The 14,869-nt window shown below is 57.1% G+C and carries 16 protein-coding genes; 9 read left to right on the top strand and 7 right to left on the bottom strand.

Going from position 1 to position 14,869, the window contains the following annotated elements; translation table 11 throughout:
* The first annotated feature begins 1 nt into the window (after window position 1).
* Together rimI and tsaD are read left to right on the top strand one after the other, a co-directional pair.
* Window positions 2–442, top strand: coding sequence for a ribosomal protein S18-alanine N-acetyltransferase (gene rimI / locus ACTQ33_RS11125; protein ID WP_441464663.1), 441 nt, complete (start codon window positions 2–4; stop codon window positions 440–442).
* The gene (tsaD, locus tag ACTQ33_RS11130) at window positions 439–1,443 is read left to right on the top strand and encodes a tRNA (adenosine(37)-N6)-threonylcarbamoyltransferase complex transferase subunit TsaD (RefSeq protein ID WP_441464664.1); all 1,005 of its coding nucleotides are present in this window, start codon (window positions 439–441) and stop codon (window positions 1,441–1,443) included. Before rimI ends, tsaD begins: the two co-directional genes overlap by 4 nt.
* A 17-nt stretch (window positions 1,444–1,460) precedes the next feature.
* Here the strand turns inward: tsaD and ACTQ33_RS11135 are convergent, their stop codons facing one another.
* Entirely contained in the window at window positions 1,461–2,540 is a 1,080-nt protein-coding gene (locus ACTQ33_RS11135) for a tetratricopeptide repeat-containing glycosyltransferase family 2 protein (RefSeq protein ID WP_441464665.1), read from the bottom strand.
* Between the two features lie 104 nt (window positions 2,541–2,644).
* Here ACTQ33_RS11135 and ACTQ33_RS11140 point away from each other — a divergent pair, with 104 nt between their 5' ends.
* Complete coding sequence (locus tag ACTQ33_RS11140) at window positions 2,645–3,109, top strand: TspO/MBR family protein (protein ID WP_441464666.1); 465 nt, start codon at window positions 2,645–2,647, stop codon at window positions 3,107–3,109.
* 49 nt (window positions 3,110–3,158) lie between these two features.
* Here ACTQ33_RS11140 and ACTQ33_RS11145 read toward each other — a convergent pair whose 3' ends face one another.
* The 6 genes from ACTQ33_RS11145 to ACTQ33_RS11170 all read right to left on the bottom strand — a co-directional run bounded on the left by ACTQ33_RS11145 (window position 3,159) and on the right by ACTQ33_RS11170 (window position 8,679).
* Window positions 3,159–3,815 (bottom strand): HAD family hydrolase, encoded by a 657-nt coding sequence (locus ACTQ33_RS11145; protein ID WP_441464667.1) that lies wholly within the window; start codon window positions 3,813–3,815, stop codon window positions 3,159–3,161.
* Between the two features lie 84 nt (window positions 3,816–3,899).
* Window positions 3,900–4,823, bottom strand: a complete 924-nt coding sequence (locus ACTQ33_RS11150) for a helix-turn-helix domain-containing protein (protein WP_441464668.1) — start codon at window positions 4,821–4,823, stop codon at window positions 3,900–3,902.
* Window positions 4,824–4,977: 154 nt separating this feature from the next.
* A complete protein-coding gene (gene scfB, locus ACTQ33_RS11155; protein ID WP_441464669.1) occupies window positions 4,978–6,363 on the bottom strand; it encodes a thioether cross-link-forming SCIFF peptide maturase in 1,386 nt (461 codons plus the stop codon).
* 117 nt (window positions 6,364–6,480) lie between these two features.
* Complete coding sequence (gene scfA, locus ACTQ33_RS11160; protein WP_441464670.1) at window positions 6,481–6,633, bottom strand: six-cysteine ranthipeptide SCIFF; 153 nt, start codon at window positions 6,631–6,633, stop codon at window positions 6,481–6,483.
* Between the two features lie 157 nt (window positions 6,634–6,790).
* Window positions 6,791–8,224, bottom strand: a complete 1,434-nt coding sequence (locus ACTQ33_RS11165; protein WP_441464671.1) for an aminotransferase class I/II-fold pyridoxal phosphate-dependent enzyme — start codon at window positions 8,222–8,224, stop codon at window positions 6,791–6,793.
* A 2-nt stretch (window positions 8,225–8,226) separates the two neighbouring features.
* Window positions 8,227–8,679 (bottom strand): C-GCAxxG-C-C family protein, encoded by a 453-nt coding sequence (locus ACTQ33_RS11170; RefSeq protein WP_441464672.1) that lies wholly within the window; start codon window positions 8,677–8,679, stop codon window positions 8,227–8,229.
* A 400-nt stretch (window positions 8,680–9,079) separates the two neighbouring features.
* Between ACTQ33_RS11170 and ACTQ33_RS11175 the strand changes: the two genes are divergently transcribed.
* The 6 genes from ACTQ33_RS11175 (at window position 9,080) to ACTQ33_RS11200 (ending at window position 14,867) form a co-directional block, all read left to right on the top strand.
* Window positions 9,080–10,354, top strand: a complete 1,275-nt coding sequence (locus ACTQ33_RS11175) for an L-cysteine desulfidase family protein (RefSeq protein WP_441464673.1) — start codon at window positions 9,080–9,082, stop codon at window positions 10,352–10,354.
* Window positions 10,355–10,457: 103 nt separating this feature from the next.
* Window positions 10,458–10,856 carry a metal-dependent transcriptional regulator gene (locus tag ACTQ33_RS11180; protein WP_441464674.1) on the top strand — a complete coding sequence of 133 codons (399 nt, stop codon included), beginning with the start codon at window positions 10,458–10,460 and terminating at the stop codon, window positions 10,854–10,856.
* Between the two features lie 435 nt (window positions 10,857–11,291).
* On the top strand, window positions 11,292–12,236 hold the full coding sequence (locus ACTQ33_RS11185; protein WP_441464675.1) for an L-lactate dehydrogenase: 945 nt from the start codon (window positions 11,292–11,294) through the stop codon (window positions 12,234–12,236).
* Window positions 12,237–12,282: 46 nt separating this feature from the next.
* Entirely contained in the window at window positions 12,283–13,659 is a 1,377-nt protein-coding gene (gene fumC, locus ACTQ33_RS11190; RefSeq protein WP_441464676.1) for a class II fumarate hydratase, read from the top strand.
* Between the two features lie 19 nt (window positions 13,660–13,678).
* Complete coding sequence (locus ACTQ33_RS11195; RefSeq protein ID WP_441464677.1) at window positions 13,679–14,458, top strand: CoB--CoM heterodisulfide reductase iron-sulfur subunit B family protein; 780 nt, start codon at window positions 13,679–13,681, stop codon at window positions 14,456–14,458.
* 13 nt (window positions 14,459–14,471) lie between these two features.
* On the top strand, window positions 14,472–14,867 hold the full coding sequence (locus ACTQ33_RS11200; protein WP_441464678.1) for a 4Fe-4S dicluster domain-containing protein: 396 nt from the start codon (window positions 14,472–14,474) through the stop codon (window positions 14,865–14,867).
* Window positions 14,868–14,869 lie beyond the last annotated feature (2 nt).

Here is a 14,869-nt window from a genome sequence, read left to right on the forward strand (position 1 = left end):
TATGGAACTGATACCAATGACCCCATCCCATGTGGCCCAGGTGGCGGCTCTGGAACGGGTTTGTTTCTCCGATCCCTGGAGCGAAGCATCGGTGGCCGGAGAACTGGCTAACGAACTGAGCCTATGGCTGGTGGCCGTGGAGGGGGAGACTGTTCTGGGCTATGTGGGCAGTCAGACGGTGCTGGACAGTACCGATATTCTGAATGTGGCCGTGTCTCCGGACCACCGGGGGCGCGGTATTGGCCGGGCGCTGCTGACGGAATTGGAACAGCGGCTGCGGCAGCAGGGTGTGACGGAAGTGCTTCTGGAGGTGCGTCCCTCCAACGCGCCGGCCATCGCCCTGTATACATCCCTGGGCTTTGTCCAGGTGGGCAGACGGCCCAACTACTATCTGAATCCCCGGGAGGACGCGTTGATCCTCAAAAAGGAGTGGAATACTTGAATATTTTAGCCATTGAATCCTCCTGTGACGAGACGGCGGTGGCCGTAGTTCAGGATGGCCGGACGGTGCTGGCCGACTGCATTGCCTCTCAGGTGGCCATCCATAAAACCTATGGCGGTGTGGTGCCGGAAATCGCTTCCCGCAAGCACATCGAAGCCATCTACGGCCTGGCCGATCAGGCATTGGAGACGGCAGGTATCACCCGGCAGGACATTGATGCCGTCGGCGTCACCTATGCGCCGGGTCTCATCGGCGCGGTACTGGTGGGCGTCAATTTCGCAAAAGCGGCGGCTATGGCTTTACAGGTCCCGCTGATTCCAGTGCATCACATTCGGGGCCACATCGCCGCCAATTATCTGGCTTTCCCGGAATTGGAACCGCCGTTCCTTTGTCTGGTGGTGTCCGGCGGCCACAGCATGATCGTGGATGTTCAGGATTATACCAAACTGAAAATCCTTGGTTCCACCCGGGATGACGCGGCGGGAGAGTGCTTCGACAAAGTGGCCCGAGTCCTGGGGATGCCCTATCCAGGCGGCGCGGCCCTGGACAAGCTGGCCCGCACCGGCACAGAGGGTAAATACCCTATGCCCGTGGCCCACGTCAGCGGCAGCGATTTGGATATGTCATTCTCCGGACTGAAGACGGCGGCCCTGAATCTCATTCACAACGCCGAGCAGAAAGGGGAAACTCTGGATGTGCCCAGTCTTTGCGCCGACTTTTCCAAAGCCGTCAGCGATACCTTAGTGCCCCGTACCATGGCGGCGTTGGAGCAGACCGGCTATAAAAAGCTGGCCATTGCCGGCGGTGTGGCCGCCAACAGCCGCATTCGCGGCGACTTTGAGACAGCATGTGCCAAGCTGGGTGCAGAACTGTATCTGCCGCCGCTGAAACTCTGCGGCGATAACGGCGCCATGATCGGCGCCCAGGCCTATTATGAGTACTTGGCCGGACACACGGCGGGCCAGGACCTCAACGCCTATGCCACCATGTCCATAGAATGAGCCATGCGGACCGGAAATTATGCCCGGTCCGCATTTTGCTGGGCAATGCGGTCAAAATAGGCCCGGTTGTAAGCACAGGCCGGGGAGTGGGGCCGCAGACGGCAGGCGGCCTCATTATAAGCCGCGGCTTTTCTCCAATTGCCCAACCGGTCATGACAGACACATAATTGCAGCAGAGGAATGTAATCCCGACAATCCGGCAGAGTAAAGCCCAGGTGCTCCGGCCGGGTCATGGCCTGCTCATACCAGTAGATGGCTGCCTCCCACTGTTCCAACTCCAGGTACCGTTGGCCTAAGGCGCAGCATAGCTCCGGTGTCGGCGCGCCGAAGCACAGTCCCAGCACCAGCGACGGCAAAACCTGTTCCGGCCGTTCCAACCGCCGATAACAGTCGGCCAAATCCATGGCGGCCTGAATGCTGTCCGGTGCCCAACCGCCGCCGGTGCGCAGAAAGTCTGCAAACTGTGATGCCGCCTCCTGGTCTTTGCCGTGGTATGTCAACTCCCGGGCGTAATAGAATTGTTCTCTAGGCGTCAAGGGCCGCCGGGCCCGGAGTCCTTCCAGAATCCGTAGGTTCCGGTCCGGGTCGCCGGGGCCGGTTTTACGGTGGGTCACAGCGCCGTCTCCATACTGGACCACGCCACGGGGGGCGATGGCCTCATGGACCGCGCCTTCCCAGTGGAACCCGGCATGATTCCGGATAAGACGCTCTCGATAACAGGTGAAGGTGGGGGTGCCGTCGGCGTCGAAGGCCGTATGATAGGGCAGCATGACCATATCGGTGTCTGGTGACAGCGTTTCTTTCAGGACCAGCAATTTAGCCAGATCGTCCGGCAGCAGAATGTCGTCGGCGTCCAGCCACAGACAGTAATCCATGGAGGCGGCGTCAAAAGAAACATTCCGCGCGGCGGAGAAGTCGTCCCGCCAGGGAAATGAGAGCACCTGTGCTCCAAACCGCCGGGCAATTTCTACAGTATCGTCGGTGCTGCCGGTGTCCACCACAATGATCTCGTCTGCCAGGGGCGCGGCCGATTGGAGACAGCGCTCCAGAACTGCTTCCTCATTTTTTACAATCATACAAAGACTGATGGTGATCAAACTCCATCCCTCCATCCGGAAAGCATAGTACAGTCTATGATGCTGCTGTATAAAGGGTGCAGAAACTGCATATAGCTGTTCTATGGAAGAAAGGAGGAGCAACCTTGAAAAAATGGACGTATCTGTGGCTGCCGCTGCTGGCGTTGGCCGTGGGGTTTCTGGCGTCGTCTCTGACCCGACAGGGTATGGAGACCATCTATCCCATGTGGGTCAAACCGGCCCTGACGCCGCCGAATATCGTTTTTCCCATCGTATGGACCGGACTCTATATCCTGATGGGCCTGGGATTGGCGATGGTGCTGCAACAGGGCGGCGCGGCGGCCAAACCGGCGGCCATTGTGTGGGGCGTCCAGCTGGCCCTGAACTTTGTTTGGACTTTGGTGTTTTTCGGAGCGGGAAAACCGCTGGCGGCCCTTTTGATCCTGGTGCTGTTATGGCTTGCCATTTTGATAATGATTCGCTCGTTCCGTCAATTTTCCACATTGGCAGCGGTTTTGCAGGTCCCATATCTGTTGTGGGTGACCTTTGCGGGCTATCTCAATCTGGCAATTTTCTATCTGAACCGATAAACCAAGCCCCGTTCCAACCACGGAACGGGGCTTGGTGTGTTATGTAGCATCAGGGAATCATGGTCAGGGCTTGGGACCAGTGCTCCAACCGGTAGTCGGCCAGAGCGGCCATTTCTGCCCAGCGGGTCTCGGAAACACCCTCGTCATAGATGGCCGCTACCCGGTATCCGGCGTCCTTGGCCGTGCGGATGGCATAGGGAGCGTCCTCATAGACGACAGTCTCCGCCGGAGTGCCGCCTAAACGGGACAAGGCGATATTGTAGATATCGGGCCGCTCCTTACCATAGCCTACCTCTTCACAAGACAGAAGAAAGGCAAATCGGTCCAGGATGCCCAGACGGCCCAGACACAGTTCCATCAGGGGTCTGCCCGTAGCGGAAGCCACACAGAGAGCGACGCCGCGGCGCTGTAACGCATCCAGATACTCTACGATGCCGTCTTTCAGCAGTACATCCCGCCCATAGTGGACGGCCATCATGTTGTTCATCTCCGACAGAATCTCTTCCGGTGTATCGGGCAGATGAAAGACGTCGGCAAACAACGTGGTGGACTGGGCCAGTGTCATGGGCCGCAGCATACGGAGAATGTCCGGCGAAATCTCTGTTACGCCTTTGTTGTGGAGATATTCCACGCTCAGCTGCCGCCAATAGCCCATGGAATCCACGAGGGTGCCGTCCATGTCGAAAATACCGTATTTTTGCTTCATAGTGTGCTCCTTGCTTCCGGGGGACGGCGCCGCCGCCCATGTCATAATGTCCATTATACGGCGGGCCGGGGAGAAACGCAAGGCTCAGGTGGGGGAGACGGGGGCGTCGGCAATGCGCTGCATCTGGGCTTTGCGGTACTTGACCGGCGACAGTCCGGTGGCTTCGGAAAAGCGGCGGATAAAGTGACTGGTGTTGCAGAAGCCCAAAGATTCCGCAATGGAATCAATGGATAAGTTGGTCTGCACCAGGGCATATTGAGCTTTTTTGATTCGCTGGTTCATGATATACTCCTGGGGCGTCTGGTGGTAATGCTCCTTAAACTGCTTGATAAAGTGCTGGAGACTGATGCCGCACAGATCGGCCAACTCGGCGTTGGCGATTTTCCGGGACATATGGGCAGTAATATACGCTTCCACCGACAGAAAATTGATAGCGCTGTCCTCGATCAGCTGCAAGGGATTGGATACCTCGCTGTATTGCAGCATGGACAGGAGTACCCGGTAAAGTTCCAGGGACGGCTGATAGTAGCGGTTGACCATCAGACGCTGCTGGATGAGACAGACAAGAGCACAGATATCAGGGAAGAGTGGACCTTCCAGCACGGGTCCATGGAGTCCAATCAGGTGGCGGATCAAATCATTGGTGTTGGCGCCGTAGAATTCCAGCCATACCTTTCCCATGGGGTCTTTGGGGTCGTTGCGGTATTTGTGGGGCTCATGGGCCGGCAGCAGCACCAGTTGATTCCGGTGCAGTTCATACGTCTTGCCGCCATACTCCAGATAGCCGTGGCCTGACAGGATACAGAAGATTTCACAGTAGATGGTGGAGGCGCTGCGCTCTACGGCAAAAAGCGTCGGCAGCGCGTGGACAATGCCGGTGCGGTGTACCCGATACAGCAGGGACGTTTCATCCGGTTGAAAAGGGGAAATGTAGTGATAGTCATGAAAATCACCGTCGCCGTCACAGAGGAACACGTCGGAATAAGAAGCATCTCGAATCATTTCCATGGTAGGACCTCCCATCTTCTATATTCATCTTACTGGTATTATATCATAAAAATTGGATACAGGGAAGAGCGGGAAGCACGCATGAAACGTGCTTCCCGCCCGAACTGGATGGTGTGCAATTCTTTGTGCTGTACGTGCTGTGCTCCCGCTGTGCTCAGTAGCTTTTGGTGAAACCGGCCTGTGCTACCTGCACCATGATGGCGCATTCGATGCGCTTGCGGAACAGCTGACAGCCGTATTCATAGATGCCCTTGATGCTGCCGGTGGCGTGATAGGCGTTGGCCGCGCAGCCGCCGGAGCAGTAGAGACGGGCCCAGCAGTCCTTGCAGTCGGGGCGGGCATAGGCGTTGCACAGCTTGAACTCGTCGCGCAATGCCGTGTTGGTGACGCCGTCCCAGACGTTGCCCATGCTGTAGGCGGGATCGCCCACAAACTGGTGGCAGGGGAACAGCTCGCCCCAAGGGGTCACGGCCAGATACTCTGTGCCGCTGCCGCAGCCGGAAATCCGCTTGTAGATGCAGGGGCCGCCCTTGAGGTCGATCATGTAGTGGTAGAAGGTGAAACCGTTGCCGGCCTCATGACGGCGGATCATCTCTGTAGCCAGAATCTCATATTGTTCGAAGAGCTTGGGCAGATCCTCCTCCGTCAGGGCGTAGGGCTCGTCGGGGGCGGAGACCACCGGCTCCATGGAAAGCTCCGTGAAGCCCAGGTCGGCCATATGGAAAATATCGTTGGTGAAGTCCACATTGTCATGGGTAAAGGTACCGCGCATATAGTAGCCTTTACCGCCGCGGCTCTCCACCAGCTTTTTAAATTTGGGCAGGATGATGTCATAGCTGCCCTTATCATTGACGGTCCGGCGCAGACGGTCGTGGACTTCTTTACGGCCGTCCAGGCTCAGGACCACATTGTGCATTTCCTTGTTGGTAAACTCGATCACGTCGTCATCGATGAGCAGGCCGTTGGTGGTCAGGGTAAAGCGGAAATTCTTGTTGTGGAGTTTCTCCTGCTCCCGTGCATAGGCCACCACATCTTTCACCATCTGCCAGTTCATCAGCGGTTCGCCGCCGAAGAAATCCACCTCCAGATTCCGGCGGGTACCGGAGTGGGCGATGAGGAAGTCAATGGCCTGTTTGCCCACCTCCAGAGACATGAGGGCCCGGTCGCCCTGGTACTTGCCCTGACTGGCAAAGCAGTAGTTGCAGGTCAGGTTGCAGGTGTGGGCCACATGGAGACACAGCGCCTTGATGACGGTGTTGCGCTCCTTGAAATCGAAAGCCATATGGGCATACTGGTCCGGGGCAAAGAGTTTGCCCTGCCGTTTCAGGTCTTCGATGCTGTCCAGGACCTGGCGCAGTTCCTCCTCGGTGACGTCGGGCTGGTCGTGGTACTTCTCCAGCATCCGCCGGATGATCTCCTCGGGCGCCGTGGTCTCGTAGAGGGCGATGACGTCGTAGGCCACCGGGTCCACCACATGGACCGAGCCGCTGTAGACATCCAGCACGATGCAGTAGCCGTTGAGTTTGTACTGATGAATCATAAGGTTCCTCTTTCTATGCGAAAATTATAAGATTACCGATGTATCCGGCCCAAAGACATGAAAAATCGCCGCCGGCCGCGCTAGGCGCGGCGGGGCAGCGACCCTTCCAAAATCAAATTACTTGTTCTCGCTGCTCTTCTCGCAGGGCTGGTTGGCAACGCCGCAGGAAGTCTTGCAAGCAGACTGGCAGGAAGTCTGGCACTCGCCGCAGCCGCCGTTGTGAGCGCTCTGGGCCAGGTCACGGGTCTCCAGGGTCTGAATCCGATTCATAGTAATGGGCCTCCTTTAATGAAAAATACAGTGGCGGCAACACCGCCTGGTCAACGATTCCATGGCGCAGCACCGACGTGCGCGCCCGTTTCGCTTTTATCTATTCAATCATAAATCTTTCCGTCTGTCAATTACAACCGTGTGGATTTGTGAAATTTTATCGCGTCTGCGTCACCAGAATCCCATGGGGTGCCAGACCGCTGTCGCTGTGAAGCTGTACACCGCTGTCGGCAATGTGCTGAAAAGACCATACAATATCCTCGGTCAAAACCTCGCCGGGAACGACCAAGGGGATGCCCGGCGGGTAAATCCAAAGGCTTTCCGCCATGGTGCGGCCAATGGCCTCCGACATGGGCAGGGGAACAGCGGGAAGCTGTCGGGCTTGGGCAATGGTGTGCCGGACCGGGGGCGGGGGAAGCGTTGGAAGGACGTAAGGGGGATCGGTGTTGCGACAGAGACTGTCGAGTTCCAGCAAAACGGCACCAAAGCGTTCTAGCGTTTCCGCCGTGTCGCAGCAGCTGGTCATGGCCAGAACGCCCTGGGGGGCCGTCATCTCTGGTTCCACGCCCCGCTGCCGCAGCAGAGCGGCCAGCCGGGGACCGGTCAGGTCGGTACACTGGGTATCGATGAACAGCTTCCCCGGGTCAAAGGCGAAGAAATCGGGATGGCGGCTGCAATCCTCCGCACCATGACAGAGGACCCGCAGATGGCGCAGCGCTCTTAACCGCTGATCCAGCTGTTGCAGATTCTGGGCATAGTCGGCAAACAATGCCGGGCCCTGATGCTCCAACAGTTTGAGGCAACGGTGGATGGAACCCATGAGCAGATAGGAGGGGCTGCTGGTTTGAAAGACGGCCAGAAAGTGGGCCAGCCGTTGGGAGTCCACCAAATCGCCCTGCACATGGGCCAATGCTGTCTGGGTCAGACTTGGCAGCGTTTTGTGGACGCTTTGAATGACCAAATCGGCTCCGGCCGTCACAGCTCCGCCGGAAAAAGCCGGATGAAAATAGAGATGTGCCCCATGGGCCTCATCCACCAGCAGCGGGATACCCCGCCGGTGGCAGATGGCGGCAATGGCAGCAATGTCGCTGATGACACCCTCGTAGGTGGGACTGGTGAGGACCACCAGACGGATGTCCGAGTGCTGAGCTAAGCCAGATTCCACCGCTTCGGGCGGCAGGGAAGCGGTCACAGCGAAGGAGGGGTCCACCGGTGGCATCAGGTAGAACGGCTCCAGATGCAGCAGTTCCACGGCGTGATAGACCGATTTGTGGCAGCCCCGGGCCATGAGAATCCGGCTGCCGAACGGGGCAGCGGCAGCCATGGCGGCCAGAATGCCGCCGGAGGAGCCGTTGACCAGATAAAAGGCTCGGGCAGAACCGTACAGCCGGGCTGCCAGCTCCATACCGTCTTTCAGAATCCCCTCGGCCTCGTGGAGGTTGTCGAAGCCATCGATTTCCGTAATGTCCAGATGCCAGGGCAGTTCTGTGCCGCCCAGGGCGGTACGTTTGTGTCCGGGCATGTGCATGGGCAGGGAACCGGCGGCGTTATACTGGGCCAGCCGCTCCAACAGATCATCGTAGCGAGCCATGGTCAGTCTCCATTGGAAAAGAGCATCCGTTCCACAATGGCGGCGGCGTCACCGATGCAGCGCGCACAGGGACGGCTCTCATAATATGCCGCGGTTCGTTTAGCGGGGGTGGGGCAGTCCGGCCCCTCCGACATTCCCAACAAGTCCCGGCAGAGAATGGTGCCGTGGATGGCGCGGAATTGCGCCGCGATTTCCTGGACCTGGGCATATTGGCGGGCTTTGGCGTCGTCGTCGGCGGGGGAGCTGTAGCCCTCCCGAAGGCCCAGAATCAGAAAGGAGGCGCTGAGTGCGCCGCAGACTTCCCGCAGCCGACCCATGCCGCCGCCGAAGGACGAGGCCATGCGGGCGGCGACTTCTTTTGTCAGTCCCAAATCCGGCGCAAAGGCCAGAAGTACCGATTGGGCGCAGTTGTAACCCTCCAGAAAATAGGCCTGGGCCTGGGATGCGTGATCCATGTGGAAACCGCTCCTTTCCTACAATGCAGTATGGAATAGACTGTCAGAGAACCCGTAAAAACTGCCGTAATAGAGCAGTGGCGTTCGGGAGGCTCAAAGTTCCCTCCACCAAGTTCAATAGACCAGTCATGCAATTTTTGCAAAGTTGAGTTTTCGTTTGAGTTTGTTGAACACTCGATTTCGACAAGCTGATGGGATTAGGATACCGCCGGAATCTCATCGTGTCAAGGTGGGGATATCCATAAAATTTCGAGGGGATGGTGGCTTTTTTTCGAGGGGAATGGTATACTGTGCATGGAACCCAGCACACCGGACGGCAGGGAGCCGCTGGTGCGCGTATCGCACGGAAAACGGGAAATATCCGATTCATATTATCAGATAGATAAAAGGAGTTTTTGTTGTGGAACAGACTATGTATGACTGTTTTGTTCGCATTCTGAAAAAAGAACTGGTTCCCGCATTGGGCTGCACAGAGCCTATTGCCCTGGCCTATGCCGCTGCCAAGGCGCGGCAGGTGTTGGGTACTTTTCCGGAGCGGGTGGTCACCACCTGTAGCGGCAATATCATTAAAAACGTCAAAGGTGTTGTGGTGCCTGCCACCGGCGGTCTCCGGGGGATTGAAGCGGCGACGCTCATTGGCGCTGTCGGCGGCGATCCCGAGCGGAAATTGGAGGTGCTCACCGGTGTCACCGACGAGGATCGGGCCAGGGTCCGCACGCTGCTGGAAGAGAAACTCTGTACAGTCAGATTGTCGGACAGCAGTGCCAAGCTCCATATCCTTGTGGAGATGACGGCGGGAGACGACACGGCTCTGGTGGAAATTCTCCACAGCCATACCAATATTGTTCGGATTGAGAAAAACGGCCGGACCCTGTTCCGCCAGACCGGAGAAGCCGAAGCGCCGTCGGAGAAGGACCCGGACTATGCGCTGCTGGACCTGGAGCATATTCTGGAATTTGCCGAAACAGTTCGGCTTGACGACATCCGAGAAATTCTGGACCGGCAGATTCAGTACAATTTGAAGATTGCCGAAGCCGGTCTGTCCGGTACTTATGGCGGCAATGTTGGCAAGACGCTGCGGGAAGCCTACGGCGACAGTTTCGATGTCATGGCACGGGCGCTGCCCGCCGCCGGGTCCGACGCCAGAATGAGCGGCTGTGAGCTGCCGGTAGTCATCATCTGCGGCAGCGGCAATCAGGGCATGACGGCATCGTTGCCGGTCATTGCTTGTGCAAAAGAGCTGGGCGTCAGCGAGGAAAAGCGGTACCGTGCCCTGTGCGTGTCCAACCTGACAGCGGTCTATCAGAAGCGGGATATCGGACGGCTGTCGGCCTATTGCGGCGCCGTCAGCGCTGCCGCAGGCGCCGGCGTGGGCATGATGTATCTGCGGGGCGGCAGTCTGGCGGATATGGCCAATGTGCTCACCTGCACTTTGGCCGATGTGGGCGGTATTCTCTGCGACGGCGCCAAATCCTCCTGCGCCGCAAAAATCGCGTCTTCTGTGGAGGCGGCCCTGCTGGCCATCCGCATGACGGAGAAGCAGCGGGGCTTCGGCAGCGGCGAGGGCTTTATCAAGGATACCATCGGTGAGACGGTGGCAGCCATCTCCACCATAGCCCGGGAGGGAATGCAGGTCACCGACGAGGTGATTCTCGATGTGATGATCAACCGCTGAGACGGTGCCGCGGCGGTCCTGCGCCTCCAGGTTCCCCCTTGTAAACTGTGCGGATTTATGCTATCCTAGGAAAAATGCCTGTCAAAGAGGTGCCGATACATTGATGAAAATATACGAATCTGCGGAGGATTATCTGGAGGCGATTCTGGTGCTCCGGGAGCGCATCGGTCTGGTCCGCTCTATCGACGTGGTCAATGAACTGGGGTATTCCAAGCCCAGCGTCAGTGTGGCCATGAAGAAACTCCGGGAAAACGGCTATGTGGTGGTGGACGGCGAGGGCCACATCCGACTGACTGAGGACGGCGAAGCCATCGCCAGCCGCGTCTACAGCAGACACCGTCTGTTGACCCAGTTTTTTATCCGGCTGGGTGTTTCACCGGAGGTGGCGGCGGCCGACGCCTGCAAAATTGAGCACGACCTCAGTGAGGAGACCTTTGAGAAGATCAAAGCCCATGCTCAGCAGCATGGGGGAGTGCCGGAATCGGAAAGCATGAAAAAGTGAATCAGGCAGAATGCCCGAAATGCGTGGTGGTGACACCGCGGGTTTCGGGCATTTTTGCATATGGAAATTCCAAAGGGAATTGTGCAATTTCAATAATACATATGGAGAAAAATCAAGCACAATGACAGAATTTTAAAATGTCAATGGATTACTTCGGATTTCTATCAAGAGAACTCATAAAAAAAGTTTTGGTAATCGCGATTATTTTTTAAAATTTCCTGATTTTTAACGGAGATTCGGAGACGTTGTATAGAACGACGAATATTTGAGCAAAAACGGACTGTATTTTATACAAATATAAATGTATCGATAGTTGTATACTGAAAAACGTAGTGCTATAATAAGGAAAAGAATCCGGCGAACGGAACACCGTTTCCGCCGGGTCCTTTGTTGGAACAGTGTGTATTATTTTGAATGATTGCGAGGGTACTATTTATGAGAAAAATCACTATCATCGGTGCAGGCAGCGTGGGTTCCGCCATTGCAAACGACATGATGACCATGGGTATCGCCACGGAGATTCTCATGATTGACGTCAACAAGCCCAAGGCATTTGGTGAGGCACTGGACGTGTATCAGGGCGTTACGTTCTGCGCACCGGCCATCGTCCGCAGCGGTGACTATGCCGATGCCAAGGATTCCGACATCGTGATCATCACCTCCGGCATTGCCAGAAAGCCCGGCCAGACCCGTCTGGAGCTGGCTCAGACCAACGTCAACATCCTCAAGGACATCGCTCCCCAGATCGTGGCTGCGGCTCCCAACGCCATCTATATTATTGTTTCCAACCCCGTGGACGTGCTGACCTATGTGTTCCACAAGATTTCCGGTGTGCCTGAGAGCCGCATCATCGGTTCCGGCACTGTGCTGGATACGGCCCGCCTGCAGTCCGAGCTGGCCCGCCGGTTCCACCTGAACCCCCAGAACGTCCACGCCAGTGTCTACGGTGAGCACGGCGATTCCTCGTTTGTGCCCTGGTCCCTGGCCACCATCAGTAACATTCATATCGACTCCTATAAGGCGTGCTGCCCCGAACCTGAAAACATCAAGTGGGAGCAGAACTATGAGGAAATGGAGGAGTTTGTCCGCACCTCCGGCGGCAAGGTCATCAAGTCCAAGGGCGCGACGTTCTACGCTGTGGCTATTTCTGTTTGCCACATCTGCAAATGCATTGCCAATGGTTCCGGCACGGCCCTGACCGTTTCCACCATGATGCACGGTGAGTACGGCGTGGACGATGTGTGCCTGAGCACCCTGGCTCTGGTGGACGCCAACGGTGTCCGCGGCAAGATTCTCAGCAAGCTGACCCCTGAGGAGGAGGCCAAGCTGCAGAACAGCGCCAATAAGCTGAAGGAAGTCATCCACAACATCGAGATCTGATGCGCGGCCCCGGGGCGGCGACTGATGACGAGAAAGGAGAACACAGATGGAATATCGGATTGAGCGGGACTCCATGGGAGAAATGAAGGTGCCTGCCGATAAGTATTGGGCGGCACAGACCGAGCGCAGCCATGAGAACTTTGAGATCGGTGTTGGCATTGAGACCATGCCGCGGGAGATCACCTATGCGTTCGGCATCCTCAAGAAGGCGGCGGCCATGGCGAACCATGCCCTGAAGCCGGAGAAGATGACAGCGGAAAAGCTGAACGTCATCTCCCAGGCGTGTGACGAGGTCATGAGCGGCAAGCTCAACGAGCACTTCCCTCTGGTGGTCTGGCAGACCGGTTCCGGCACCCAGTCCAACATGAATGCCAACGAGGTCATTGCCAATCGCGGCAATGAGCTGGCAGGGGAGAAGCTGCTCCATCCCAATGACGACATCAATATGTCCCAGTCCTCCAACGATACGTTCCCCACGGCCATGCACATCGCTGCCGTGACCGCCATCGAGGATAAACTGATTCCCGCGGTGGATCTGCTGATCGATACCTTCCACCGCCTGGAGGCGGAGAATGAAGACGTGGTCAAGTCCGGCCGCACCCACCTTCAGGACGCCACCCCTATTAAATTTTCCCAGGAGATCTCCGGCTGGAGAAGCAGCCTGGAGAAGGATAAGAAGATGCTCCAGCTTGCTTTGCCGGAGCTGAAGGAGCTGGCCTTGGGCGGCACCGCTGTGGGCACCGGTCTCAACGCTCCCAAGGGCTTCGATGTGGAGGTGGCCAAGGCCGTCTCCCAGATCACCGGCAAGGACTTTCAGACGGCGGAGAACAAGTTCCACGCCTTGACGTCCAAGGATGAGCTGGTCTTTGCCCACGGCGCCATCAAGGCCCTGGCCGCCGATATGATGAAGATTGCCAACGACGTCCGCTGGCTGGCCTCCGGCCCCCGCTGCGGCATCGGTGAGATCTTCATTCCGGAGAATGAGCCCGGCTCCTCCATCATGCCCGGCAAGGTCAACCCCACCCAGTGTGAGGCGGTGACCATGGTCGCCGTCCAGGTCATGGGCAACGATGTGGCCATCGGTATGGCCGCCTCGCAGGGCAATTTTGAACTGAACGTGTTCATGCCCGTGTGTATTTACAACTTCCTGCAATCGGCCCGGCTGCTGGCCGAGGCTATGGTGTCCTTCAACAACAAGTGTGCCGTGGGCATCACGGCCAACCGGGAGAAGATGGCCCATAACCTGCACAACTCCCTGATGCTGGTAACGGCTCTCAACCCCTATATCGGCTATGATAACGCCGCCAAGACGGCCAAGAAGGCCTATAAGGAGAACATTTCCCTGAAAGAGGCCTGCGTGGAGCTGGGTTTCCTGACGGCGGAGCGGTTCGACGAGGTATTCCATCCTGAGCAGATGGTATAAGAGGAAGGAAAGACAGACTATGGTTTTTAGCTATTTCCCCGGGTGTACATTGAAGACCAAGGCCAAGGACCTGGACCTCTATACGAGAAAGTCCGCCGAGGCTCTGGGCATCACCTTGGAAGAATTGCCGGATTGGCAGTGCTGCGGCGCGGTCTATCCCCAGGCAAAAGACGAGATTGCAACCAAGCTGTCGTCCATTCGGTCCCTGGCTTCGGCCAGGGACTTGGGCCACAGTCTGGTCACAGTTTGCTCCGCGTGTCATCACGTGATCAAGCGCGTGAATCATGACATGCAGACCGATGAGGACATTGTCCTCCGGGCCAATAATTATCTACAGCTGGATACCCCCTACCATGGGGAGACGAAAGTCCTGCATTATCTGGAAGTTCTGCGGGACGAATTGGGATTCGACGAACTGGCCAAACGGGTCAAGAATCCCCTGACGGGCCGGAAAATCGGCGCCTATTATGGCTGTCTGCTGCTGCGTCCCAGCGGCGAAATGCAGTTCGATAACCCCGAGAAGCCCACCATTCTGGAGGACTTTATCCGGGCCATTGGTGCAGAACCTGTCATCTACGCCAACCGTAACGAGTGTTGCGGCGGCTACATTACCTTGGAAAACAAGCCTCTGGCGGTCAAGAAGGCCAGTGCCGTGACGGCGTCGGCCAAGGCCAACGGAGCCGAATGTCTCATTACGGCTTGTCCCCTGTGTCTCTACAACCTGAAAGAGAACGCCGAGGGGGATATGCCCATCTATTACTTCACCGAGCTTCTGGCCGAAGCCCTCGGTGTGAACTAAAGGAGGTGGCGTCATGCAGAAAAATCAGGAACTGGAGTTGACCGCCACCATCAAACGCATTAGCGGCGTCAATCCAAAGCTGTGCATGAAGTGCGGTAAATGTACCGCCACTTGCCCGGCCTTTGACGAAATGGACTACCATCCCCATCAGTTTGTCGATCTGGTCGATAAGGGGCAGATTGAAAAGCTGATGAACTCCAAAGGCATCTGGAATTGTCTCTCCTGTTTTGCCTGTTTGGAGCGCTGTCCGAGAATGGTGGAGCCTGCCAAGCTCATTGAGGCCGTCCGTCTGGCGGTGATCCGTCAGCAGGGCCAGAACCATCTCAAACCCGAACAGATTCCGGAGCTGCTCGATGAGAACCTGCCCCAGCAGGCCATCACCAGTGCCTTCCGGAAATACGCGAAGTAAGG

The organism is Candidatus Avoscillospira sp. LCP25S3_F1 (genome assembly GCF_052117125.1).
In the GTDB taxonomy this organism is placed as follows: Bacteria; Bacillota; Clostridia; order Oscillospirales; family Oscillospiraceae; genus Avoscillospira_A.

What these genes read in the sequence shown, in the direction of transcription:
- ACTQ33_RS11170 (WP_441464672.1), bottom strand. Translation starts at nt 8,679, where the DNA reads ATGGATCACGCATCCCAGGCCCAGGCCTATTTTCTGGAGGGTTACAAC.
- ACTQ33_RS11165 (WP_441464671.1), bottom strand. Translation starts at nt 8,224, where the DNA reads ATGGCTCGCTACGATGATCTGTTGGAGCGGCTGGCCCAGTATAACGCC.
- scfA (WP_441464670.1), bottom strand. Translation starts at nt 6,633, where the DNA reads ATGAATCGGATTCAGACCCTGGAGACCCGTGACCTGGCCCAGAGCGCT.
- ACTQ33_RS11200 (WP_441464678.1), top strand. Translation starts at nt 14,472, where the DNA reads ATGCAGAAAAATCAGGAACTGGAGTTGACCGCCACCATCAAACGCATT.
- ACTQ33_RS11195 (WP_441464677.1), top strand. Translation starts at nt 13,679, where the DNA reads ATGGTTTTTAGCTATTTCCCCGGGTGTACATTGAAGACCAAGGCCAAG.
- rimI (WP_441464663.1), top strand. Translation starts at nt 2, where the DNA reads ATGGAACTGATACCAATGACCCCATCCCATGTGGCCCAGGTGGCGGCT.
- fumC (WP_441464676.1), top strand. Translation starts at nt 12,283, where the DNA reads ATGGAATATCGGATTGAGCGGGACTCCATGGGAGAAATGAAGGTGCCT.
- ACTQ33_RS11180 (WP_441464674.1), top strand. Translation starts at nt 10,458, where the DNA reads ATGAAAATATACGAATCTGCGGAGGATTATCTGGAGGCGATTCTGGTG.
- ACTQ33_RS11150 (WP_441464668.1), bottom strand. Translation starts at nt 4,823, where the DNA reads ATGGAAATGATTCGAGATGCTTCTTATTCCGACGTGTTCCTCTGTGAC.
- ACTQ33_RS11145 (WP_441464667.1), bottom strand. Translation starts at nt 3,815, where the DNA reads ATGAAGCAAAAATACGGTATTTTCGACATGGACGGCACCCTCGTGGAT.
- ACTQ33_RS11185 (WP_441464675.1), top strand. Translation starts at nt 11,292, where the DNA reads ATGAGAAAAATCACTATCATCGGTGCAGGCAGCGTGGGTTCCGCCATT.
- scfB (WP_441464669.1), bottom strand. Translation starts at nt 6,363, where the DNA reads ATGATTCATCAGTACAAACTCAACGGCTACTGCATCGTGCTGGATGTC.